At 60.9% G+C, this 21,495-nt stretch carries 20 protein-coding genes and 1 pseudogene; 13 read left to right on the top strand and 8 right to left on the bottom strand.

Going from position 1 to position 21,495, the window contains the following annotated elements:
• Positions 1 to 5: 5 nt before the first annotated feature.
• From ACMVPR_RS09900 to ACMVPR_RS09865, 8 genes are read right to left on the bottom strand one after another with little or no spacing between them, the layout of a single operon-like run.
• Positions 6 to 401, bottom strand: coding sequence for a RidA family protein (locus ACMVPR_RS09900; protein ID WP_300587743.1), 396 nt, complete (start codon positions 399 to 401; stop codon positions 6 to 8).
• Complete coding sequence (locus ACMVPR_RS09895; protein WP_416882725.1) at positions 391 to 810, bottom strand: acyl-CoA thioesterase; 420 nt, start codon at positions 808 to 810, stop codon at positions 391 to 393. The genes ACMVPR_RS09900 and ACMVPR_RS09895 overlap by 11 nt, the downstream gene beginning before the upstream one ends.
• Positions 807 to 2,423: an AMP-binding protein gene (locus ACMVPR_RS09890; RefSeq protein ID WP_416882724.1), complete on the bottom strand. Its 1,617-nt coding sequence runs from the start codon at positions 2,421 to 2,423 to the stop codon at positions 807 to 809. The genes ACMVPR_RS09895 and ACMVPR_RS09890 overlap by 4 nt, the downstream gene beginning before the upstream one ends.
• A complete protein-coding gene (locus tag ACMVPR_RS09885) occupies positions 2,423 to 3,574 on the bottom strand; it encodes an acyl-CoA dehydrogenase family protein (protein ID WP_416882723.1) in 1,152 nt (383 codons plus the stop codon). The genes ACMVPR_RS09890 and ACMVPR_RS09885 overlap by 1 nt, the downstream gene beginning before the upstream one ends.
• Positions 3,574 to 4,377 (bottom strand): enoyl-CoA hydratase family protein, encoded by an 804-nt coding sequence (locus ACMVPR_RS09880; protein ID WP_416882722.1) that lies wholly within the window; start codon positions 4,375 to 4,377, stop codon positions 3,574 to 3,576. The genes ACMVPR_RS09885 and ACMVPR_RS09880 overlap by 1 nt, the downstream gene beginning before the upstream one ends.
• A complete protein-coding gene (locus ACMVPR_RS09875; RefSeq protein ID WP_416882721.1) occupies positions 4,364 to 4,840 on the bottom strand; it encodes a MarR family winged helix-turn-helix transcriptional regulator in 477 nt (158 codons plus the stop codon). Before ACMVPR_RS09875 ends, ACMVPR_RS09880 begins: the two co-directional genes overlap by 14 nt.
• Positions 4,837 to 5,556: an SDR family NAD(P)-dependent oxidoreductase gene (locus tag ACMVPR_RS09870; RefSeq protein ID WP_416882720.1), complete on the bottom strand. Its 720-nt coding sequence runs from the start codon at positions 5,554 to 5,556 to the stop codon at positions 4,837 to 4,839. The genes ACMVPR_RS09875 and ACMVPR_RS09870 overlap by 4 nt, the downstream gene beginning before the upstream one ends.
• Positions 5,553 to 7,847, bottom strand: coding sequence for a bifunctional salicylyl-CoA 5-hydroxylase/oxidoreductase (locus tag ACMVPR_RS09865; protein ID WP_416882719.1), 2,295 nt, complete (start codon positions 7,845 to 7,847; stop codon positions 5,553 to 5,555). The genes ACMVPR_RS09870 and ACMVPR_RS09865 overlap by 4 nt, the downstream gene beginning before the upstream one ends.
• A gap of 183 nt (positions 7,848 to 8,030) precedes the next feature.
• Here ACMVPR_RS09865 and ACMVPR_RS09860 point away from each other — a divergent pair, with 183 nt between their 5' ends.
• From ACMVPR_RS09860 to ACMVPR_RS09800, 13 genes and pseudogenes are all read left to right on the top strand, one after another.
• Positions 8,031 to 9,971 (top strand): 3-hydroxyacyl-CoA dehydrogenase NAD-binding domain-containing protein, encoded by a 1,941-nt coding sequence (locus ACMVPR_RS09860; RefSeq protein ID WP_416882718.1) that lies wholly within the window; start codon positions 8,031 to 8,033, stop codon positions 9,969 to 9,971.
• A gap of 80 nt (positions 9,972 to 10,051) precedes the next feature.
• On the top strand, positions 10,052 to 10,579 hold the full coding sequence (locus tag ACMVPR_RS09855; RefSeq protein WP_416882717.1) for a peroxiredoxin: 528 nt from the start codon (positions 10,052 to 10,054) through the stop codon (positions 10,577 to 10,579).
• Between the two features lie 198 nt (positions 10,580 to 10,777).
• Complete coding sequence (locus ACMVPR_RS09850; protein WP_416882716.1) at positions 10,778 to 11,356, top strand: TetR/AcrR family transcriptional regulator; 579 nt, start codon at positions 10,778 to 10,780, stop codon at positions 11,354 to 11,356.
• Between the two features lie 327 nt (positions 11,357 to 11,683).
• Complete coding sequence (locus ACMVPR_RS09845; protein ID WP_300587722.1) at positions 11,684 to 12,547, top strand: ABC transporter ATP-binding protein; 864 nt, start codon at positions 11,684 to 11,686, stop codon at positions 12,545 to 12,547.
• A gap of 9 nt (positions 12,548 to 12,556) precedes the next feature.
• Positions 12,557 to 13,330: an ABC transporter permease gene (locus tag ACMVPR_RS09840; RefSeq protein ID WP_416882715.1), complete on the top strand. Its 774-nt coding sequence runs from the start codon at positions 12,557 to 12,559 to the stop codon at positions 13,328 to 13,330.
• Between the two features lie 33 nt (positions 13,331 to 13,363).
• Positions 13,364 to 14,389 carry an ABC transporter substrate-binding protein gene (locus ACMVPR_RS09835; protein WP_300587719.1) on the top strand — a complete coding sequence of 342 codons (1,026 nt, stop codon included), beginning with the start codon at positions 13,364 to 13,366 and terminating at the stop codon, positions 14,387 to 14,389.
• Positions 14,390 to 14,469: 80 nt separating this feature from the next.
• Complete coding sequence (locus tag ACMVPR_RS09830) at positions 14,470 to 14,895, top strand: nuclear transport factor 2 family protein (RefSeq protein ID WP_416882714.1); 426 nt, start codon at positions 14,470 to 14,472, stop codon at positions 14,893 to 14,895.
• The gene (locus tag ACMVPR_RS09825; RefSeq protein WP_416882713.1) at positions 14,896 to 15,780 is read left to right on the top strand and encodes a polysaccharide deacetylase family protein; all 885 of its coding nucleotides are present in this window, start codon (positions 14,896 to 14,898) and stop codon (positions 15,778 to 15,780) included.
• Between the two features lie 261 nt (positions 15,781 to 16,041).
• Positions 16,042 to 17,949: a heavy metal translocating P-type ATPase gene (locus tag ACMVPR_RS09820; protein ID WP_416882712.1), complete on the top strand. Its 1,908-nt coding sequence runs from the start codon at positions 16,042 to 16,044 to the stop codon at positions 17,947 to 17,949.
• Between the two features lie 95 nt (positions 17,950 to 18,044).
• Entirely contained in the window at positions 18,045 to 18,959 is a 915-nt protein-coding gene (locus ACMVPR_RS09815; RefSeq protein WP_416882711.1) for an aminotransferase class IV, read from the top strand.
• Between the two features lie 200 nt (positions 18,960 to 19,159).
• Positions 19,160 to 19,924, top strand: a complete 765-nt coding sequence (locus tag ACMVPR_RS09810) for an enoyl-CoA hydratase/isomerase family protein (RefSeq protein WP_416882710.1) — start codon at positions 19,160 to 19,162, stop codon at positions 19,922 to 19,924.
• Positions 19,925 to 19,968: 44 nt separating this feature from the next.
• Positions 19,969 to 20,838 (top strand): annotated as a pseudogene (locus ACMVPR_RS09805) (fumarate hydratase).
• Complete coding sequence (locus ACMVPR_RS09800; RefSeq protein ID WP_300587709.1) at positions 20,838 to 21,461, top strand: fumarate hydratase C-terminal domain-containing protein; 624 nt, start codon at positions 20,838 to 20,840, stop codon at positions 21,459 to 21,461. The pseudogene ACMVPR_RS09805 and the gene ACMVPR_RS09800 overlap by 1 nt, the downstream one beginning before the upstream one ends.
• Positions 21,462 to 21,495: the final 34 nt, after the last annotated feature.

The following is a 21,495-nucleotide window of genomic DNA, read 5'->3' as shown; positions in this document are numbered from 1 at the left end:
ACCTTTCACCCCAGATGCGCGGTGGCCTCGATTTCGACCTTGGCCTCGTCTTCGATCAACGCGCTGACCACCACCATGGACATCGCGGGGAAGTGCTTGCCGAACACGTCGCGATAGGCTGCGCCGACTTCGGCCTGATGCGCCAGATACTCGGCCTTGTCGGTCACAAACCATGTCAGCCGGGTGACATCTTCGACTGTGCCGCCTGCTGCTTCGACGATGGCGCGGATGTTGGATAGAGCCTGCCGCATCTGGCCGATGAAATCCGAAGCCACAAAGACCTTGTTGGCATCCCAGCCGATCTGCCCGCCGATATGCAGCACGCCGTCCTTGGTCAGCATCCCGTTGGCATAGCCCTTGGCGGGCAACCAGCCCTCGGGCTGGATCGTTTTATGTGTCATCTCGGGCCTCATGGGTCTTGACTGTGTTGCGCAGTTGTTCGGGCCATGGTTCGGGGCGGCCCATGCTATTGACATGCACCAAGGTGGCGCGGGTCTCAAAACGCAGCTCGTCGCCGCATGTGGCGGTCATCTTGTAGGTCATAGACGTCGTACCAAGCCGTGTCACCCACAGCCTCAGCTGCAACAGATCACCGTGGTAGCTTGGCAAGACGAACCGGGTTTCGATCTGGGCAGTGGGGACGCCTTCGGTCTTGAGGATTTCTTCAAACGGATAGCCGAGAGCTTCGTCAAAGAACTCTTCGACAAGATCGTTCATCATCTCGAAATAGCGGGGAAAAAAGACGATCCCCGCCGGGTCGCAATGACGAAAGAGGACCTTTTGGTCTTTGGCAAAGGCGGGTTCTGTCATTGTTCTTTCAACCTGAAACGCTGGATCTTTCCGGTCGCGGTCTTGGGCAAGCTGTCCGTGAACACGACCGACCGAGGGTATTTGTAGGGCGCGATGGTCGCCTTCACATGCTCCTGCAAGGCTTTGACCATATCGGCAGTCCCGAGATGTCCTTCGGACAGCACCACATGGGCCTGAACGACATGTCCGCGTTCCTCGTCACGCGCGCCAATCACCGCGCATTCGGCCACGGCTGGATGGGCCAACAAGGCCGCTTCCACCTCGGGACCGGCGATGTTGTAGCCGGAGCTGACGATCATGTCGTCATTGCGCGCGGCGAAGTGAAAATAGCCATCTTCGTCCCGCCAGAAACTGTCGCCGGTGATGTTCCAGCCATCCTGCACATAGGCGCTCTGGCGATCGCCCTTGAGATAGCGACACCCGGTCGGGCCGCGCACCGCCAGCCGCCCGACCTCACCGTCTGGCACCACTTCTCCTGCATCATTGAGGACCTTGGCCTCGTACCCGGTCACAGGTTTGCCGGTGCAGGCAGGCTTGTGGTCGTCAAACCGGTTGGAGATGAAGATATGCAGCAGCTCCGTCGCACCGATCCCGTCGAGCATGGGTTTGCCCGTCTTGGCGATCCACTCGTCATAGACAGGTCCGGGTAGGGTTTCCCCAGCCGAAACCGCCGCCCGCAGGGACGACAGGTCGGCCCCATCCTCCATCGCGCGCAGCATCACGCGATAGGCGGTGGGGGCGGTGAAACAGACCGTGGCTTTGTATTTCTCGATGATCTCGATCATGTTCGGCGGCGTCGCCTGTTCCAGCAGCGTGGCTGCCGCGCCGAACCGTAAAGGAAAGATCGCGAGCCCTCCCAGCCCAAATGTAAACGCCAGCGGCGGAGAGCCGACAAACACGTCGTCCGGTGTCACGCCCAACACCTCGCGCGCATAACCGTCGGCGATGATCATCAGATCCCGGTGGAAATGCATCGTCGCCTTGGGCACCCCGGTAGACCCCGACGTGAACCCCAGCAGCGCCACATCGTCCCGCCCCGTGGGGACGCAGGTGAACCGCACGGGCTTTTCCAACGCCAGTCGGTCCAATTCTGCATCGTGGTTAGAGGTGCCATCGAACCCGACCACGGATGTCAACGTCGCGCTGTCCTTGGCGCAGGCCACCATCTCGTCCATCAGTCGTGTGTCGCAGAGCGCATGCGTGATTTCGGCCAGTTCTACATAGGTCCGCAACTCCGCCGCGCGCAGCATCGGCATGGTGTTGACCACCACCGCACCCACCTTGGTTGCAGCCAGCCAGCAAGCCACCATCGCCGGGTTGTTGGCCGACCGGATCAGCACGCGATTGCCCGGTTTCACGCCCAAATCCTCGACCAGCACATGGGCCAGCCGGTTGGTCCAGTCGCTGAGTTCCTTGTAGGTGCGCAACCGCCCGTTGCCGATCAGCGCGGTGTGGTCGCCAAAACCCTTCTCGACCATGCCATCGGTCAGTTCCCATCCGGCGTTCAGCCGTTCGGGATAATCGAACCCCGCCAGATGGAACTCGGGCCAGAGGTCAGGCGGCGGAAGGTTGTCGCGGGCGAATGTGTCGACATGGGCAGAGGGTCCGAGCATCACGTTCCTCCTTCGAAGGCAGCAAGGGTCTGACGGGCAATGATGACTTTCTGAACATCCGACGCGCCTTCGTAGATGCGCAGCGCGCGGATCTCGCGGTAGAGCGTTTCGACAGCCGTGCCCGACCGCACGCCGTCGCCGCCGAAAAGCTGAACCGCCTTGTCGATGACCTGTTGCGCCTGATCGGTGGCAAAGAGCTTGGCCATCGCCGCTTCGCGGGTGATGCGCGGCGCCCCGCTGTCGCGTGTCCACGCGGCGCGGTAGACGAGCAGGGCGCTTGCATCGACATCGACGGCCATGTCCGCGATATGGCCTTGGACCATTTGCAAATCGGCCAGCGGCGACCCGGCGATCTGCCGCGTTGTCACCCGCGCCAAAGCCTCGTCCAGTGCGCGGCGTGCAAAGCCAAGCGCAGCGGCCGCTACAGTGGTGCGGAAGACGTCGAGCACCGACATTGCAACCTTGAACCCCTGACCGGGCGCGCCCAGCAGCGCACTCGCGGGGACACGACAATCGGTGAAGCGCAACGTGGCGAGCGGATGTGGCGCGATGGTGTCTAGCCGTTCTGCAATCTCGAAGCCCGGAAGGTCGGGGGTGACGATGAAGGCCGACAGGCCCTTGGCCGCCGGAGCCTCTCCGGTGCGGGCAAAGAGCGTGTAGACATCGGCGATGCCGCCATTTGAAATCCACGTCTTTTCGCCGTTCAGCACGTAGCTGTCGCCATCGTGCGTGGCGGTCATGGCGGAGTTGGCCACATCCGATCCCGACCCCGGTTCGGTCAGCGCAAAGGCGGCAATCGCCTCACCCACGCGGGTTTTCGGGAGCCAGGTGGCTTTCTGCGTCTCGGTTCCAAACAGCGTTATTGCCCCGGTGCCCAGCCCCTGCATGGCAAAGGCAAAATCGGCCAGCCCGTCGTGCCGCGCCAGCGTTTCCCGCGCAAGGCATAGCGCGCGCAGATCAAACTTTCCGTCGTCGCTTGAGGTAGGTTGCAAAAGACCCGCCGCACCCAATTGAGCGACAAGCGCCCGGCACGCTGCATCCGTGTCGCGGTGGTCAATCTCCAAACCCAGCGCCACCTCTTCGACACGCGCCGCCCAGTCCCGATGGGCGGGGTCGAAAAACGGCCAGTGGAGGTAGCTTTGATCTGCCATCAATCGCCCTCGAACACAGGTTTTTCCTTGGCCACGAACGCGTCATAGGCGCGGCGGAAGTCGTTGCCCTGCATGCAGATCGCCTGCGCCTGCGCCTCGGCCTCGATCGCTTGCTCAAGACTCATCGACCATTCCTGCGCCAGCATTGTCTTGGTCATGGAATTGGCGAAGGTCGGACCTGCCACGATGCGTTCGGCAAGCTTGATCGCCTCGGCCTCCAGCGCGTCCGCTTCCACAACGCGGTTGAAAAACCCCCACGCCTCGCCCTCAGCCGCACTCATGGCGCGTCCGGTGTAAAGCAGGTCTGCGGCACGCCCCTGTCCGATGATCCGGGGCAGGATTGCGCACGCGCCCATGTCGCAGCCCGCAAGTCCGACGCGGTTGAACAGGAACGCAGTCTTGGCCTCGGGCGTGGCCAAGCGCAGGTCCGAAGCCATCGCCATGATCGCGCCAGCCCCCGCGCAGACGCCATCGACAGCCGCAATCACTGGCTTTCCACAGCCGATCATCGCCTTGACCAGATCGCCGGTCATGCGGGTGAAGGTCAGCAGTTCCTTCATGCTCATCCGCGTCAGCGGGCCGATGATGTCATGTACATCGCCGCCCGAGGAAAAGTTGCCGCCATTGGGCAGGATCACGACGGCATGGATGTCGTCTGAATAGACCAGCGCCCGGAACCAGTCGCGCAGTTCGGCGTAACTGTCGAAGGTAAAGGGGTTTTTCCGTTCGGGCCGGTCATGCGCAATGCGCGCGATGCCGCCTGCGATCTCGCAACGGAAATGCTGTGGCTTACTCAGATCCATGTCTGGCCTCCTGCGTCATGGCCTTTTTCAGCAGGCCCATCAGTGTCTGGGTATCGCTGTCCGAGAGTGGCGCGAGCAGTTCGTCAATCCACGCCTCGTGCTGAGCAGCGAGGTCTGCAAACGCGGCCTCTCCCTTGGGGGTCAGTCGCGCCAGATTGGCACGGCGGTCGCCGGGCACGGCCACGCGCAGCGCCAGCCCTTCTTCGACCAGCCGGTCAACGATCCCGGTCACATTGCCGTTCGACACTTTGAGGTAGCGGGACAGATCGCTCATCTTCAGCCCGTCTTTGTGGCGGGCAAGGGCGGCCATCACGTCGAACCGGGGCAGGGTGGTGTCATGCCGGTCGCGCAACCGGCGGCGCAATTCGCCTTCGATCCCCGAAGACAGTTTCAGAAGCTGCAGCCAGAGGCGCAGGCGAGCCTTAGACATCGGTTCGGTCTGAACGCTGTGTTCGGGTTTCATACCTCGCCCCCCGAGACTGACAGAGCATGTCCGTTGATGCCAGCCGCGGTTGGCGAGGCAAGGAAAAGCGCGGTTCCGGCAATCTCGGACGGGGTGATCAGCCGCCCTTGCGGGTTGCCTGCGGCGACCTTCGCGGTCGCAGCCTCGCGGTCCAGATCGAAGCGTTGCATCAACCCGGTGATGGCGCCTTCCGCCAGATCGGTATCGGTGAAGCCCGGACAAATCGCGTTGCAGGTGCCGCCAGTTTTGGCCACGTCCAGCGCGATGGAGCGCACAAGCCCCAGCACACCGTGCTTGGCCGCGGTATAGGCGGGAACAGAGGCGTTGCCCTGCAAGGACGCGGTCGAGGCGATGGCGATCAGCCGTGCCTCCGCTGGCCCCGTCCGCAATGCTTCGCGGAAGGTGAGGAACGTGCCGGTGAGGTTGACGGCAAGCGTCGCGTTCCAATCGTCAAGCGACAGCTTCGCCACCTTGCCGGATGCGCCCCAGCCTGCGTTGGCGATCACCACGTCGAACGGGGCGTCGAACAGGGCCGCGATGTCTGCTTCCGAGGTCACATCGGCCTGACGGCAGGTGATATCGCGCCCCTCGGCGGCATTATGCAATGGCTCGATCCGGCGGCCTGCGATGGTCACCGCATCGCCGTGGTCGGCAAAGGCATGGGCAATCGCCCGACCTATGCCCGTTCCGCCGCCGGTGACCAGAACCCGCCTCATGCCCGCACCGCCTCGGCCTCGCGCTCGGCCAGCCGCCACGCCTGATCGCGCCCGGCGAGATAGGGCAAAGGCCAGTCCTGTGCCGCGCGGTCGCCAAGCTTGGTCGCTTCGTGCAGGGTCCAGTAGGGATCGGCCAGATGCGGTCGCCCCACGGCTACCAGATCGGCACGCCCGGCCATCAGGATCGAGTTGGCGTGATCGGCTTCGTAAATATTCCCGACTGCCATCGTACAGAGCCCCGCCTCGTTGCGGATGCGGTCCGAGAATGGGGTCTGGAACATCCTTCCATAGACGGGTTTGGCCTTGGTCGAGGTTTGTCCTGCGGACACGTCGATCAGGTCGGCTCCGGCATCGGCAAAGGCTTTGGCGATCAGCACCGCTTCGTCCGGTGTCACACCGTCCTCGTCCAGCCAGTCGGTGGCCGAAATACGCACCGACATTGGTTTCCCCTCAGGCCAGATCGCCCGCATCGCAGAGAACACCTCACGCGGGTAGCGCAGACGGTTCTCAAGACTGCCGCCGTACTCATCTGTACGGATATTCGAGGCGGGCGAGATGAACGACGACAGAAGATACCCGTGTGCCGCGTGCAGTTCGATCATGTCGAATCCGGCCCGATCTGCCATTTCGGCAGAGGCCACGAATTGCGCTGTGATCTCATCCATCTCTGCCCGTGTGATTTCGCGCGGGGTGGCGTTGTCGTCCGACCACGGCACGGCCGAGGCGCTGACCAAGTCCCAGTTGTCCGTGGGCAAGGGCGCGTCCATTCGTTCCCATCCCAATTGGGTCGAGCCTTTGCGCCCGGAATGGCCGATCTGGCAGCAGATTTTCGTATCCGTAACGCCGTGTACGAATTTTGTCAGCCGCGCCCAGGCCGCTTCGTGTTCGGGCGCGTAAAGCCCCGGACAGCCCGGTGTGATCCGCCCCTCGGGCGACACACAGGTCATTTCGGTAAAGACCAGCCCCGCGCCCCCCTTGGCACGTTCGCCGTAGTGAACAAGGTGCCAGTCGGTGGGGCAGCCATCCTCTGCCATGTATTGCGCCATGGGTGAGACCACGACGCGGTTCTTCAGCGTCATGTCCCGCAGACGGAATGGAGTGAACATTGGCGCCCGCAGAGGCGCGTCCTCCGGCACACCCGCCTGCGTCATGAACCAGCGTTCCGCGCCTTCGAGCCACGCCTTGTCGCGCGCCCTCAGGTTCTCGTGGCTGATCCGTTGGCTGCGGGTGAGCATCGAGTAATTGAGCTGCACAGGATCTAGGCCCAGATACCGCTCCACCGTTTCGAACCACTCCATCGAATTGCGCGCCGCCGATTGCAGGCGCAGCACTTCGAGACGGCGTTCGTCTTCGTAGCGCTGGAACGCGCGGGTCATGTCAGGCTCTGTGTGCAGGTACTCGGCCAACGCAATCGCGGATTCCAGCGCCAGCTTGGTGCCCGACCCGATGGAGAAATGCGCGGTCGCGGCGGCATCGCCCAGCAGCACGACGTTCTCGTGGCTCCATGTCTCGCACAGCACGCGAGGAAACCGGATCCAGGCCGATCCCCGGATATGCCGCGCGTTGGTCATCAGGGCGTGGTCGCCAAGGTGGTTTTTGAAGATTTCCTCGCAGGTGGCGATGCTTTCGTCCTGCGTCATGTCGGCAAAGCCGAAGGCGTCAAACGTCTCTTGCGTGCATTCCACGATGAAGGTCGCGGTGTTGTCGTCGAACTGGTAGGCGTGCGCCCAGACCCAGCCCTTGTCGGTTTCCTCGAAAATGAAGGTGAACGCGTCATCAAAGCGCTGATGGGTGCCCAACCAGACAAACTGACAATGGCGCAGATCGATGTCGGGTTTGAAGCTCTCGGCATAAAGCGTGCGGGTCTTGGAATTGAGACCGTCGCTGGCAACCACAAGGTCGTATTCCTGACGGTAATCGTCAGCGCTGCCGATTTCGGTCTCGAACCGCAGTTCGACGCCCAATTCCCGTGCCCGTGCCTGCAGCAGGATCAACAGCTGTTTGCGCCCGATCCCGCAGAACCCGTGCCCAGAGGACACAAGTCGTTCGCCGCGATAGTGCAGGGCAATGTCGTCCCAATAGGCGAAATGGGCGCGGATCGCCTCGGCACTTTGTCGGTCATTGGCGGCCAGATTGTCGAGCGTTTCGTCCGACAGCACCACGCCCCAGCCGAATGTGTCGTCTGGTTTGTTGCGTTCGATCACCGTGATCTCATGCGAAGGATCGCGCAGCTTCATCGAGATCGCGAAGTAAAGCCCCGCCGGACCGCCCCCCAGACATGCAACACGCATTTCGACCTCTTTCTTTGGCAGCTTGAAGGGAAGGCTGCACGAGTCGCAAATTTATTTCAAGTTTGAAATTTTAAATTTGAAATAAATTCATCGCCGCGCCTCCGATGGAGGGAGGCACTTGCCATTCTTCACCCGCGCCCCGACAAATACGCCAACACTTCAGGACAAAGGCGACCCAGAGCGATGACCGTTTCGATAGCCAAACAAGGCCGCGTTGCGGTCGTCACCATCGACAATCCTCCGGTCAACGCATCGTCGCAAGCCGTGCGCGCGGGGCTTTTGGAGGCAGTTGCGGCGACTGAGGTTGCCCCTGATATCGACGCGGTTGTTCTCGCCTGCGCCGGGCGCACCTTTGTCGCCGGGGCCGATGTGCGCGAATTCGACCTGCCGCCTGTGGAGCCGCATCTGCCGGACGTCATCGCCGCCATCGAGGCAGCATCGAAACCGTGGGTCGCGGCGATCCACGGCACCGCTTTGGGCGGCGGGTTGGAACTGGCGATGGGGTGCCACGTGCGCATTGCCGACCCCAAGGCGCGCATGGGGTTGCCCGAAGTGACCCTTGGACTGGTGCCGGGGGCAGGGGGAACGGTTCGTTTGCCGCGATTGGTCGAGGCGGAACTGGCTCTGACGATGATCGCGGGGGGTAAACCAATCTCGGCCAAAGCCGCGCTGGAGGCCGGTCTGATCGACGCGATTGCAACGGGCAATCTGTTGGGCGAGGCCGTGGCCTTGGCAAACACGCTGGATGCTCCACGGCGCACGCTTGAGAATGCAGTTGTCGGCGCAACCAATCCTGACGCATTCGACAAGACGGCATCGGGCTTGCGTCGCAAAGCACGCGGACAGGTGTCGATTGGGGCGGCCATCGACGCGGTTGAGCGTGGCTTGCGCTTGCCCGCGCAAAAGGCTTTGGCCGAAGAACGCGCGACCTTCCTTGCCTTGAAATCCAGCGATCAGGCCCGCGCCTTGCGGCACATCTTCTTTGCCGAACGCGCCACCTTGGCTGACCCGAGTTTCAAACAGACCCCGCGCCCGGTCACCCGGATCGGCGTGATCGGTGGCGGCACAATGGGGGCGGGAATCGCATCGGCCTGCCTGATGCGCGGGTTCCATGTGACGTTGATCGAACGCGATGACACAAGCCTTGCGGCCGGAACCAACCGCGTGTGTGGGACGCTCGACAGCAGCGCCAAGCGCGGCCTTCTGCCTGACCTGGATGCGGTCATCGCGCGGTTCGAAACCGCTACGGATTACGCCGCTCTGGCGGATGCGGATTTGGTGATCGAGGCGGTCTTCGAAGACTTGGAGGTCAAGAAACAGGTCTTCGCACAACTGGATGCGGTCACCAGACCGGATGCGATTTTGGCGACCAATACCTCCTATCTCGACGTGAACGCCATCGCGGGTGTTCTGTCCGACCCCTCGCGCGCCATTGGTCTGCATTTCTTTTCCCCGGCCCATATCATGAAGCTCTTGGAGATCGTCCTGCCCGACGCGGTGGCCGAGGATGTGATTGCCACGGCAGCGAAGTTGTCGAAATCGCTGGGAAAGATCGGGGTCCTGTCCGGTGTCTGCGACGGGTTCATCGGCAACCGCATCATGTCGGCCTACCGCGCCGAGGCGGATCGGTTGTTGATCGACGGGGCCACCCCTGAACAGGTGGATGCCGCAATGCGGGACTATGGCTTTCCGATGGGCGTGTTTGAAATGCAGGATCTAGCAGGGCTGGATATCGCCTGGGCGATGCGCAAACGGCGGCTGGCCGAGGGCAAGATCAGTGGCCCTTATATCCGGATCGCAGATCGGCTCTGCGAGATGGGTCGGTTCGGGCAAAAGACAGGCGCGGGATGGTATGACCATTCCGACAAAGGCGCGCAGCCGTCCGAGCTGGTGATGTCGATCATCGCTGAAGAGCGTCAGGTGATGGGCAAAGCTGACCCAAGCTTTCCCACTGAACATGTCATGCCGCGCATACTGGGCGCGATGACCCGCGAGGCGGAGGCGGTGCTCGCCGAAGGCATCGCCCGGTCTGCCAATGATATCGACGTGGTCATGGTCAATGGATATGGGTTTCCCCGTTGGAAGGGTGGGCCGATGTTAGCGTCGCGTGCCGCCGCGGACTGACGCCCCTCGCGCGCGGCAGGATCGACGCGCGGAACATCCTGCCCTAGATGCCAAGTTACGATCTTTTTGAAAGGCCAACCATGCACCCGCAGACTGTTCCCGACGCCTTGTTCCACACCCGCGTTCGCAACGATGCCCTGGGCGGACCCAACCCGTTTGAATGGAAGCAGTTGACCTCGGATGATGTCTTCTCCGGCAAGCGGATCGTTCTGTTTGGCGTGCCGGGTGCGTTTACGCCTGCCTGTTCGGACAGCCACCTGCCGGGATACGAGGCGCATGCCGACAGGTTTCGTGCGTTGGGTGTCGATCAGGTGATCTGCGTATCCGTCAATGATGCCTTCGTGATGCATCAGTGGGCCCTGTCTCGGAACATCGAAAACGTTATGATGCTGCCTGACGGAAACGGCGAATTCACCCGCAAGATGGGGATGCTCGTCGAACGCACCAGCAATGGCATGGGTCTGCGAAGCTGGCGGTATTCGATGTATGTGAACGACGGACAGATCGAAAAACTGTTCAGCGAGCCGGGGTTCAAGGACAACCCACCGGGTGTGCCGCTGGATGTGTCTGCCGCCGAGGTCATGTTCGCCTATCTTCGGGGGCTTTGACGCCTTCGAATACCTGTAAATGGTCTCGCAGGTGGCAAGCCGCACGTCTGACTGGGGCTGTTCAACTTGTTCGGCTTGCGCCTATCCTTTGCGGACAGCCGGTTTTAGAAGGTAGATCATGTCCAAAATCGAAGATGTCCCCAAGGCACAGCCGGTGCGCAGCCGGAACCCCGAGCGGACACGGGCTGAGATTTGTCGGTGGCGGTCACCGAGTTTGCCGAACACGGATTTCACGGCGCGCGGGTGGAGCGCATCACCAAGGCTGCCAAGTGTAATGCGCGCATGATTTACCACTACTTTGGCGGCAAGGAGCAATTGTACCTCGCGGTTCTGGACAGTGTTTACGCCCAGATCCGAAACCGCGAAGCGCAGTTGCGGTTCGGGACAGCCGATCCCGTTCTCGAAGCGCGCCGTCTGGTGGAATTCACCTATGATTACTTTGCCCAGAACGGCGATTTCCTGAAGCTGATCCGTAATGAGAACCTGTTGAACGGCAAGTATATCAAGAGATCACAGATGATCCGCGACATGTCGCAGCCTTTTATCACGGCGATTGGTGAATTGATGGAACGGGGTCATGCAGCAGGCTCGTTTTCCCGCAAACCCGACCCGGTTCAGCTTTATGTGACTGTTGTCGCGCTGTCTGCGCACCACCTCAACAACGCCGCTACGCTGGGCACCGTTGTCGGGCAGGATCTGACAGATCCTGAATGGCAAGACGCGCGGCGCGGCCATGCCGTTGACGTTGTTCTGTCCTATCTTGGGGCTGGAACATAGGTCTGACGTTCGCGCTGTGGGTGAAACGTTCACTTACTTACGATTTCACGAAAGCAGAGATTGAAGCGCCGGTTGGCCCGTTCGGCTGATTTCCACTTCGTCGCGTTTTGCCAGACGGGTGTGGCAGGGTGACGATTCTTGCCGCCATCCGTCGTCGTAATCGACGGAAGCATGTGACATTTTTTCGTGTCGGTATACTTCCGCATATGCAAGTTTTACGGGCAAACAGCGTGCAAATCGGTTGCGATTTGATCGCGGGCGAAAATTAGTCAAAAATAATTTACTTAGAATTTTGGCCTGGAAATACTCTGCGATTTACCAGCAGGCATGAACATTTCAGCACACCCCGCAGACCCTGTAGAGACCGTAAGCCTGACCGCGGTGCCAAGTGCTGCCGCGACGCGGATCAAAGCCGTGGAATTGCAGCAGGCCTCAGTTGTTTTTGGCACTGGCGACAAGGCTGTGACGGCCTTGTCCCCCACGAAACTGACCCTGGAGCAGGGCGACTTCGTTGCTCTTGTCGGGCCCTCGGGCTGTGGAAAGTCGACCATCCTGCGACTGGTCACCAGCCTGATCACTCCGTCCTCGGGCGCGGTACTGGTCGGTGGGCGGGATGCTGCGATCCGGCACCTGCGTATGGGGATGGCGTTTCAGAACCCCACCATGCTGCCGTGGCTGACGATCGAGCAGAACGTGATGATGCCGCTCAAGATCGTCAAACCGTTCAAGAACACCTTTCGGCAGGACCGCAAGGGCGCGTTCCGCGACAGGGTGCACACGCTCTTGGGGCAGGTCGGGCTCAAGGATTTTGCAGGCCATTTTCCGTGGCAATTGTCCGGTGGGATGTTGCAGCGCGCCAATCTGTGCCGGGCGCTGGTGCATGATCCCGATCTTCTGCTGTTGGATGAACCCTTCGGCGCATTGGATCAGTTCACCCGGGAAGAGCTGTGGCAGATCCTGCAGGACCTCTACCTTGACCGCAAACCCACTGTCCTTCTGGTCACCCACGACCTGCGCGAAGCCGGCTTTTTGGCCAAGCGGATTTGCGTGATGAGCGCGCGTCCGGGGCGGATCATTTCCGATGAGGTGGTGCCGTTGCCGCAGCCGCGCGCCATCGAAACGATTTACTCGCCCGAATTCGTCGAAATGACCCAGACCCTCCGGGCGCTGATCGCCCAGGTCCGGACCTAGGAGCGCGCCATGACCGAAAAGCAACGCATCCGGATGTGGTCGTTTTCCCTGATCGCAGGTTTCTTCCTCATGTGGGAACTGCTCTGCATCGTGCTGGGCGTCTCCGATCTTGTATTGCCGCGCCCGTCCGAGATCCTTGTGACGCTCTGGACCAAATTCCCGATCCTTTGGCCGCATATCCTGCAGACCCTCTATTCGACGCTGATCGGATTTTCGCTTGGGGTTTGTATTGGCGTGTCTCTGGGTGTTCTGGTCGGGACCTCCAAAGTGGCGTATTCCGTCGCCTATCCCTTGCTGGTCGGGTTCTCGTCGATCCCCAAGGTCGCAGTCGTGCCGATCTTTGTGCTCTGGTTCGGCTCTGGCACCACACCTGCGATCCTGACCGCGATGGTGATCTGCGTGTTCCCCATCGTGGTGAACATCGCAACTGGCCTTGCCACGACCGAGCCCGATCTTGAGGACGTGCTCAAGACGCTGGGTGCGTCAAAGTCCGAAATCCTCTGGAATGTCGGTCTGCCGCGCACCATGCCGTATTTCTTCGCCTCGCTGAAAGTGGCCATCACCCTGTCTTTCGTGGGCGCGGTTTTGTCCGAGACGGTGGCCTCCAACCGGGGCATCGGCAACGTGATGATGACCGCATCATCGAACTTTCAGGTGTCGCTGGTGTTCGCCGGTCTGATCATCCTCGCCATGCTTGGGGTCGTTCTTTACGCGCTCTTCTCCTGGCTGGAGCGCCGGGTGACCGGATGGGCCACCCGTGACACCGAAATCGCCATCACCTGACCTGTATTCCCTTAGATCGAAAGGACAAAGACGATGAAGCATACCCTGTTTGCCGCCGCAGTCGCCGTGATGGCCGGGATCACCCCGGCGATGGCCGAGATGACGGACATCAAGTTTACCCTTGGCTGGAAGACCCAAGGGTCCGACGCGCCCTTTCTGGTGGCGCTGAACAAAGGCTACTTTGAAGAAGAAGGTCTCAACGTCACCATCGATCAGGGGGAAGGCTCTGCCGCCACCGTGACCCGCATCATGAGCGGTGCCTACGACGCCGGGTTCGGTGACATCAATGCCATCATCCAGAACGCCGCTGCGCGTCCGGGCGAAGCACCGGTGATGGTGTTCCAGATGTGGAACCGCCCGCCGTTCGCGATCGCGGTGCCCAAGGAACTGGGGCTGACGTCGCCCAAGCAACTCGAAGGCAAGACACTGGGCGGCGCTCAGGGCACACCGACAACGCGCCTGTTTCCGGTCTTTGCCCGCCTGAACGACATCGACATCGACACGGTGAAGTATGAAAGCCTTGCGCCGAACCTTCAGGAACCCATGCTGATCCGCGGGGAAATCGACGGGGCGTACACCTTTACGGTTTCGAGCTGGTTCAACCTCATTGCCAACCGCAAGGATCCGGCAGCTGATTTCGACTGGTTCAACTACGAAGACTACGGCATGGACCTTTATTCCAACGGCATGATGGTCTCGCGCACATTGCTGGCGGAAAATCCCGAAGCCGTCGCGGGGCTTGTGCGCGCGGTCACAAAGGCGACGCTGGAAGTCATGAAGGATCAGGATGTCGCGGTCGAAGCCATCATGGCTTTTGACAACCTCGTCGACCCAGAACTGGAGCGGGCGCGGTTGGAATTTGCACTGACCAAGCTGATGAACGCGCCCGAGACGGCCGAGACGGGCATTGGCGATCTTGTGGATGAGCGTCTGACCCGGTCCATCGCCCTCATTGCCGAGGGTTACGGCCTCGACACTATCCCCGAAGCGTCGGAAATCTTTGACCGCTCCTTCCTCAGCCCCGCATCCGAGCGGATGCTGGACGTGTCGATCAACTGATCCAAATTAATTGCCAGATGCGCCGGGGCTATCGCCCGGCGCATCGCTTGAGACAGCTTACCAATTCAAGGGAGATCCGAATGGACATGAAGACCGATCCCGTCGTCGAGGCCAAGGCAATCGTGGAAGCCTACCTCGAACGCTCCATGGTTCCGGATCCCGAAGGCGCATCGGCCTATGTCTCGCAGGATTTTCAGTTGGTCTTTACCGGGGGTCGCCGGTTTTCAGGCCCGGCGGACGCCTCGGCCTTCAATGCCAAACGGTACGCCTGGGTGAAGAAACGGTTCTTGCGCACTGACGCCGCACTCGATGCCGAGACCGGCGACGTGCATGTCTACAACACCGGCTATCTTTACGGCGAATGGAAAGACGGCACTACGTTCGAGACCAACCGGTACATGGACAAGTTCATCGTGCGCGGGGGAAAGATCGTGGCGACGGATGTCTGGAATGACAGTGCGGAAATCCTGCTTCACAAGGCCGGATTGGCGGAGGCGGATCTCTAGATGCTGCACGACCATGGGCGCTACGCCTACAGCCCGATCACCGGGCGACCGGATTACACCTGGCCGAATGGGACGCGGCTGGCGGTCTATATCGGACTGAACCTCGAACACTTTGCCTTTGGAAAAGGATTGGGTGCGGAAATCGCGCCCGGCGGGCCGCAGCCCGATGTGTTGAACTATGCGTGGCGCGACTATGGCAACCGTGTCGGCGCGTGGCGGATGAGGGATATGTTCGACGCGCTGGGCATGCCGGTCAGCGTTCTTGCCAACAGCGCGATGTACGATTACGCGCCCGACCTGATCGCGGCCTTTCGTGAGCGCGGCGACGAAATCGTTGGACATGGGCGCACGAATTCCGAACGGCAAAGCGTGCTTGACCGGGCAGGTGAGGCGGCACTGATCGCAGAGGCGACGCAGGTCCTGACAGAGGCCGAAGGTATGGCTCCGCAGGGATGGCTGTCACCTTGGATTGCTGAAAGTGTCGATACGCCCGACCTTCTGGCCGAGGCGGGCTACGGCTATACCCTCAACTGGTGTATGGACGATCAGCCGGTCTGGATGCAGACCAGCGCGGGGCGGCTTCTGTCCATTCCATACCCACAAGAGGCCAACGACATTCCCTCCATCGTGGCGCGCAAGGACGGCGCGGCGCAGTTTGCGGACATGATCATCGACAATTTTGACGAAATGCTGGAGCAGTCCAGAACGCAGCCTTTGGTCATGGGCATTGCACTGCATCCCTATCTTGTGGGGCAACCGTACCGGCTGCGCCATCTTCGTCGGGCCCTGGCGCATATCTGCGCACATCGGGACGATATCTGGCTGACCCGAAGCGGGGAGATCCATGAGTATTGCCGGAACAGCATTCCTGATTTGATCGTGTAACCGGGACCTAACGCGCTGGCAAAAAGCGGGACGGGTGAAAATCGGCGTGCCCGATGCAATATTTTACCACTTGGCAAAAATCGGGGGCACCGTGGATCATCCATGGCGGGATCGGGGTGCTAAACCGTTTATCCTGAAACTTCGGCTCGACGCTCCGCGCCTCCTGCGCGATGATGGACGCGGTACAAAGGGTTCAAGAGTCGGACGGCATCGTTCCGGCGACCCTTCTCCACATGCCCCGGCGAAAGGAAGCGACGCCGCATGGAACCGTCCGGCACCGACCGTTTGAAGACCGTCATATTGCTGCTTGCGGCGACGGGCCTCGCTTTGGGGCTGGTCCTCTGGTTTGCCGACAGGCCGGATCTCGCGGACCTTGTCTGGATTGCCGGGGTTGTTCCCGCGCTTGTGGCACTGGTGATCGAGATCCTCCGCAGCCTGCGATCTGGCGAAATCGGTCTGGACATCGTGGCGGCGCTTTCGATGTCGGCGGCATTGGTCTTTGGCGAAACACTGGCCGCTGCGGTGGTTGCGGTCATGTATTCCGGCGGTACCTTCCTTGAGTCTTTTGCGGAAGGCCGCGCGCGTCGCGAAATGCACGACCTGTTGTCCCGCGTGCCACGAACCGCGACGCGACACCGCGATGGTGGGTTGGAAGAAGTCCCGCTGGACGAGATCGCCATGGGCGACCGGCTTTTGATCCGGCAGGGCGATGTGGTGCCCGTAGACGGGACAGTGGCGTCTGACACGGCCTTCGTGGACATGTCCGCGTTGACGGGTGAATCCTTGCCAGTCCGCTTGGCGCGTGGAGCTGAGGCGATGAGCGGCTCGACCAATGCGGGTGAAGCGTTTGACCTGACCGCGATGCGCGAAGCCAAGGACAGCACCTATGCGGGTATAGTCCGGCTGGTCGAGGAGGCGCAGGCCTCCAAAGCTCCGATGTCCCGGCTGGCGGACCGCTGGTCACTGGGGTTTCTTGTCGTGACGGTCTCGATCGCTTTGGCGGCGTGGTGGTTTACAGGCGACCCGATCCGGGCGGTGGCGGTGTTGGTTGTGGCAACGCCTTGTCCACTGATCCTTGCCGTACCAGTGGCCCTTGTGGCGGGGCTGTCGCGGGCCGCGCATTTCGGCGTCCTGATCAAGGGTGCTGGTCCGCTCGAAACGATGGCAAGGATCCGCACGCTGATCCTCGACAAAACCGGCACGCTGACGGATGGCCGACCCCAGATCGTGTCGATCAACAGCGCAAACGGCATGCCTGCGGACGACATCCTGCGCTTTGCCGCATCCCTGGATCAGGCCTCGAAACACCCCGTGGCGCAGGCCGTTGTGGCTGCGGCCAAGCTGCGCGGGCAAGCATTGCCGATACCGACCGATGTGATGGAGATGCCGGGCGAAGGTGTCAAAGGGCGTGTCGAGGGCCGCGAGGTGATTGTCGGTGGCGATGATTTTGTAGCGTCATTGGTTGGTCGAGGGGACAGGGGGCTGCCCGGCAAGGACGTGGGGTCTGTGTTGGTTGCTGTTGCAATCGACGGGCAGATGGCAGGGCATCTGGTCATGTCGGACCCGCTGCGCGAAGGAACAAGCGCCATGCTGGCGGGGCTGCGTCGCCAAGGGATCAGTCGGATTCTGTTGGCCACAGGTGACCGCGCTGAGGTCGCCGAACGCGTGACCGAAGGTCTTGGTCTGGATGGGCTGCGGGCCGGGCTGACACCGGACCAGAAAGTTCTGCTGGTTCTCACAGAGCGCAAACATGGACCGGTGATGATGGTAGGCGATGGGGTAAACGACGCCCCAGCGCTGGCAGCGGCCGATGTGGGTGTCGCCATGGGCGCAAGGGGCGCTGCCGCGTCGGCCGAGGCCGCTGACGTGGTGCTACTGGTGGATCGGATCGACCGGTTGGGGCCGGGGATCGAGATCGCGCGCGCGTCCCGTCGGATCGCCATGGAAAGCGTGGTTGTGGGGATCGGACTTTCTGTTCTGGGCATGATTGCTGCGGCCTACGGATATCTCAGTCCGGTTCAGGGCGCGCTGTTGCAAGAGGTGATCGACGTGGCTGTCATCCTCAATGCCCTGCGGGCGCTGCGCATCGCACCGCAGGATGTTATGTCGGCGAACCCGGCGTCGAGACCAGCCGCCGGCCAGGACACAGCACAGGGGGCGACCCCATAGGCCGATAGAAGCTGACCGTCGCACACTGCAAACCCTTGCATCGACGCGTTTCTTGCCCACCCAATGCAAGACCACTTTCAAAACAGGACTGCGCCATGAACGACGCCACCCAAGCCAGCGCCCAAAGCTACGCTCCAGACTCCCGGAACGACGAAGTCGAAGTTTATGTGAACGGAGCGTTTTTCCCTCGTGACGCGGCCAGTGTGTCAGTCTTCGACAGTGGCTTCGTTCTGGGGGACGGAGTGTGGGAGGGGCTGCGGCTTGTGAAGGGGCGGCTTCTTGCGGTCGACGACCACATGGCGCGGCTTTATGAGGGCGCCAATTCCATCCAACTGGATATCGGGATGGATCGGGACGCATTGGTTGGCGAAATCTGGAAGACCCTCCGTCATAACAAGATGGAAGACGGCGCGCATATTCGTTTGATGATTTCGCGCGGCGTGAAATCCACTCCGAACCAGGACCCGCGATTTATCGTTGGCGGCGCAACCATCGTCATCGTTGCGGAATACAAGCAACCCAATGCGGCGCTCAAGGCGCGTGGATTGAAATTGCTGACCTCGACCATCCGCTGTTCGACGCCGGATGTGTTCGATCTGCGGTTGAATTCCCATTCGCGGCTGAATTTCATTCAAGCGCTGATCCAGGCGATCAATATGGGCGCGGACGAGGCTTTGATGCTGGATGACCGCGGCTTTGTGGCAAGCTGCAATTCGACGAATTTCTTTATTGTCCGGGGCGAGGAGTTGTGGACGTCTACCGGAAGCACCTGTTTCAACGGGATCACGCGGTCCAAAGTCATCACGCTGTGGAACAATGCAGGCAAACCGGTTTTCGAAAAGGATTACACGCTTGCCGAAACTTATGCGGCGGATGAAGCCTTTGTGACCGGAACGTTAGGTGGGATCACTCCAGTGACGATGATCGATGGGCGCAACGTGGGTAGCGGCACACCGGGGCCTGTCACTGCAGGTATTTCGGAACTCTACAAGGCATTTATCGGGGAGTGATTGTTTCTGCGCGGCAGTTGCCAAGCTTTTTCATGGCAACAACTTTTTCAGTCTTTTGGTGCTGAGGCGAGGGGTAGGATCGTCTAAACCCCGCTCGAATAGTGAAAAGCTATATGATTAGATTTTTAACTTGTATCGCATGGCTTGCTGTCTGAAATGGCGCGGTATTCAGCAAGAACACCCCATACAGGAAGCCCTCAATGATCCTTGAAACGCTTCAAGTCGCCGTTGCCGACTACGTCGCCACGGTGACCATCAGCCGCCCGCCCGTGAATGCGCAGAACAATAGGCTGCGCGAGGAGATGCAGGTGGTCATGGACAGCTTGGGGGACAGGGTCGATGTCCGTGCGATCATCCTGACAGGTGAGGGGAAGGCGTTTTCTGCCGGGGCGGATCTGTCCGAGCGGCCTACACAAGAACCCGGAAATTACACGGCGCACAATCGCCGCGTTCGGGCCAGCTTTGATTGTATCATGGAGTGCCCCAAGCCGGTCATCGCCGCAGTCAATGGCCCGGCCATCGGAGCAGGCTGTGTGACAGCATTGTGCTGCGACATCTTGGTGTTCTCGGAAAAGGGATACCTCCAGATGACCGAGGTGACTGTCGGCCTCGCTGGCGGTGTATCGCATGTGCGCCGTCATTTGGGTGAATCCGATGCGCGCATGATGCTGTTCACCGCGCGCCGACTGTACGGACTTGACTTGCTGCGCATGGGCGTGGCGTCGGCCTGTACCGCGCCAGAGGATTTGATGGAAACTGCGATGGGCATTGCCCGAGACATCGCGAAGGCCAGTCCATCGGCGGTGAGGGCGGCAAGGGCGTCTTTCCAGGTGACAGAGGGACAGTCGATCTACGAGGGTTACCGCGTTGAACAAGGGCAAACCAAGGCACTCTCGACCTCCGAGGACAGCGCCGAAGCGATGGCGGCGTTCCGGGAAAAACGCGTGCCCGTGTTCAAACCGTGAATGCAACATCGCGCAGTTTCGGTGCGAACAGCAGGGGCGCAGGCATGGCGATCACTGACGAGATGATCCACACGGCGACGCGCGAGCTGTATTCCCGCGCATTGCGCAAAGTGCCCGAGGACGCAAAGGCGGCCCTTGCAGGCGCGATGAAGACGGAAACCAACGAGACCGCGCGTCATACGCTTGAGCTGCAACTGCGCAGCGCGGAACTGGCGGAAAAGAAGGATCGGTTCGTCTGCTCGGACAGCGGAGTGCCTGTATACTTTGTCAAGATCGGTGCGAAGGCCCCGTTGGCGTGTGATTTCAAAGCAGCGATCCGCGCGGGTTATGAAGAGTTGGTTGAGACGATTGATCCGCCAATGCTCAAGCACGTGACCAATCCTTTGACATTGGAGAGGGGCCATCACGGCAAGGACATGCCCATCGTCAGCTATGACTTCGAAAGTGGCCTCGATTATGTCGAGATGATCTGCTCGCCCAAGGCGCTTGGATCGGGGCGCTGGGCGGCGATGTAGTTGTTTACCTTCCCGTCGCTTGAAGAGATCGAGACATATATCCTCGACGTGGCGATCAAGGCAGGCGCGCAGCACTGCCCGCCGGTGGTGATGGGGGTCGGGATCGGTGGGACCTTTGACCATTGTGCGGGTCTGGCCAAAAAGCAGACCTTGCGCCCAATCGGTCAGACCAACCCCGAGCCAACGCTGGCATCCATTGAAGAGCGCTTGTTCAAGGCCGTCAATGCGCTGGGTTTTGGGCCAATGGGCACTGGTGGCGACACAACCGTGCTCGGGGTGCATGTGGATTATTCAAGTGGCCATGGCTTCACACCCGTTGCCGTGGCGTTCAACTGCTGGATCAACCGCCGCACCAGCGTGAAGATCTGGGGGGACGGTCGGATGGAGTGGGGCGAATAATGACTCTGCGGGAACACGACTTGACCCTGCCGCTGACCGAAGACGCGGTGCGCGCGCTCAAGATCGGCGATCTTGTGTATCTGACCGGTGAAGTGTTCGCGACGGCCGGAATGCCGACCCATGACCGTTTGCTGGGATGCCTGGATGGGGTGGAGCCTCTGCCTTTTGATATGCGAGGCGCTGCGCTGTTTCATTTGGGTAGCCTGAATGAAGAAGCCGAGGATGGATCGCTGAGGATCGTCTATATGAACCCCACGACCAGCACGCGGTTCAACGGCCACATGCCGCGTCTCATTCCGGGGCTCGGCCTGCGGGCTACGGGCGGCAAAGGGGGACTGAGTGCTGAAAGCGCGCAGGCCATGGCCGAGACGGGCTGCGTGTATCTTTCCTTCCTTGGCGGCGGTGCGGAAATCATCACCGCGGGCATCAAGCGGGTCACCGGGATCGGCTGGCCTGAAATGATTTCGCACTACCGTATTGCGCGGATCGAGGTTGATCGGCTAGGCCCCCTGACGGTCGGCATCGATGCTCATGGCAACAGCATCTATGATCAGACAACAGCGGCCGCTCTGGACAAACGCGCCGCCATTCTGGCCGAGATGCGCGCTTCAAGGCAGAGCTGAGAAAAACAAAGCCCGGGTCTGATCTATCGGAGAT

The sequence above is a fragment of the Marivita sp. genome (genome assembly GCF_048006345.1).
Classification (GTDB): domain Bacteria; phylum Pseudomonadota; class Alphaproteobacteria; order Rhodobacterales; family Rhodobacteraceae; genus Marivita.
This window is presented reverse-complemented; position numbering and strand designations above follow the sequence as displayed.

Excerpts from the sequence above, each read along its gene's own strand:
- ACMVPR_RS09900 (WP_300587743.1), bottom strand. The coding sequence starts at position 401 with ATGACACATAAAACGATCCAGCCCGAGGGCTGGTTGCCCGCCAAGGGC.
- ACMVPR_RS09895 (WP_416882725.1), bottom strand. The coding sequence starts at position 810 with ATGACAGAACCCGCCTTTGCCAAAGACCAAAAGGTCCTCTTTCGTCAT.
- ACMVPR_RS09890 (WP_416882724.1), bottom strand. The coding sequence starts at position 2,423 with ATGCTCGGACCCTCTGCCCATGTCGACACATTCGCCCGCGACAACCTT.
- ACMVPR_RS09885 (WP_416882723.1), bottom strand. The coding sequence starts at position 3,574 with ATGGCAGATCAAAGCTACCTCCACTGGCCGTTTTTCGACCCCGCCCAT.
- ACMVPR_RS09880 (WP_416882722.1), bottom strand. The coding sequence starts at position 4,377 with ATGGATCTGAGTAAGCCACAGCATTTCCGTTGCGAGATCGCAGGCGGC.
- ACMVPR_RS09875 (WP_416882721.1), bottom strand. The coding sequence starts at position 4,840 with ATGAAACCCGAACACAGCGTTCAGACCGAACCGATGTCTAAGGCTCGC.
- ACMVPR_RS09870 (WP_416882720.1), bottom strand. The coding sequence starts at position 5,556 with ATGAGGCGGGTTCTGGTCACCGGCGGCGGAACGGGCATAGGTCGGGCG.
- ACMVPR_RS09865 (WP_416882719.1), bottom strand. The coding sequence starts at position 7,847 with ATGCGTGTTGCATGTCTGGGGGGCGGTCCGGCGGGGCTTTACTTCGCG.
- ACMVPR_RS09860 (WP_416882718.1), top strand. The coding sequence starts at position 8,031 with ATGACCGTTTCGATAGCCAAACAAGGCCGCGTTGCGGTCGTCACCATC.
- ACMVPR_RS09855 (WP_416882717.1), top strand. The coding sequence starts at position 10,052 with ATGCACCCGCAGACTGTTCCCGACGCCTTGTTCCACACCCGCGTTCGC.
- ACMVPR_RS09845 (WP_300587722.1), top strand. The coding sequence starts at position 11,684 with ATGAACATTTCAGCACACCCCGCAGACCCTGTAGAGACCGTAAGCCTG.
- ACMVPR_RS09840 (WP_416882715.1), top strand. The coding sequence starts at position 12,557 with ATGACCGAAAAGCAACGCATCCGGATGTGGTCGTTTTCCCTGATCGCA.
- ACMVPR_RS09835 (WP_300587719.1), top strand. The coding sequence starts at position 13,364 with ATGAAGCATACCCTGTTTGCCGCCGCAGTCGCCGTGATGGCCGGGATC.
- ACMVPR_RS09830 (WP_416882714.1), top strand. The coding sequence starts at position 14,470 with ATGGACATGAAGACCGATCCCGTCGTCGAGGCCAAGGCAATCGTGGAA.
- ACMVPR_RS09825 (WP_416882713.1), top strand. The coding sequence starts at position 14,896 with ATGCTGCACGACCATGGGCGCTACGCCTACAGCCCGATCACCGGGCGA.
- ACMVPR_RS09820 (WP_416882712.1), top strand. The coding sequence starts at position 16,042 with ATGGAACCGTCCGGCACCGACCGTTTGAAGACCGTCATATTGCTGCTT.
- ACMVPR_RS09815 (WP_416882711.1), top strand. The coding sequence starts at position 18,045 with ATGAACGACGCCACCCAAGCCAGCGCCCAAAGCTACGCTCCAGACTCC.
- ACMVPR_RS09810 (WP_416882710.1), top strand. The coding sequence starts at position 19,160 with ATGATCCTTGAAACGCTTCAAGTCGCCGTTGCCGACTACGTCGCCACG.
- ACMVPR_RS09800 (WP_300587709.1), top strand. The coding sequence starts at position 20,838 with ATGACTCTGCGGGAACACGACTTGACCCTGCCGCTGACCGAAGACGCG.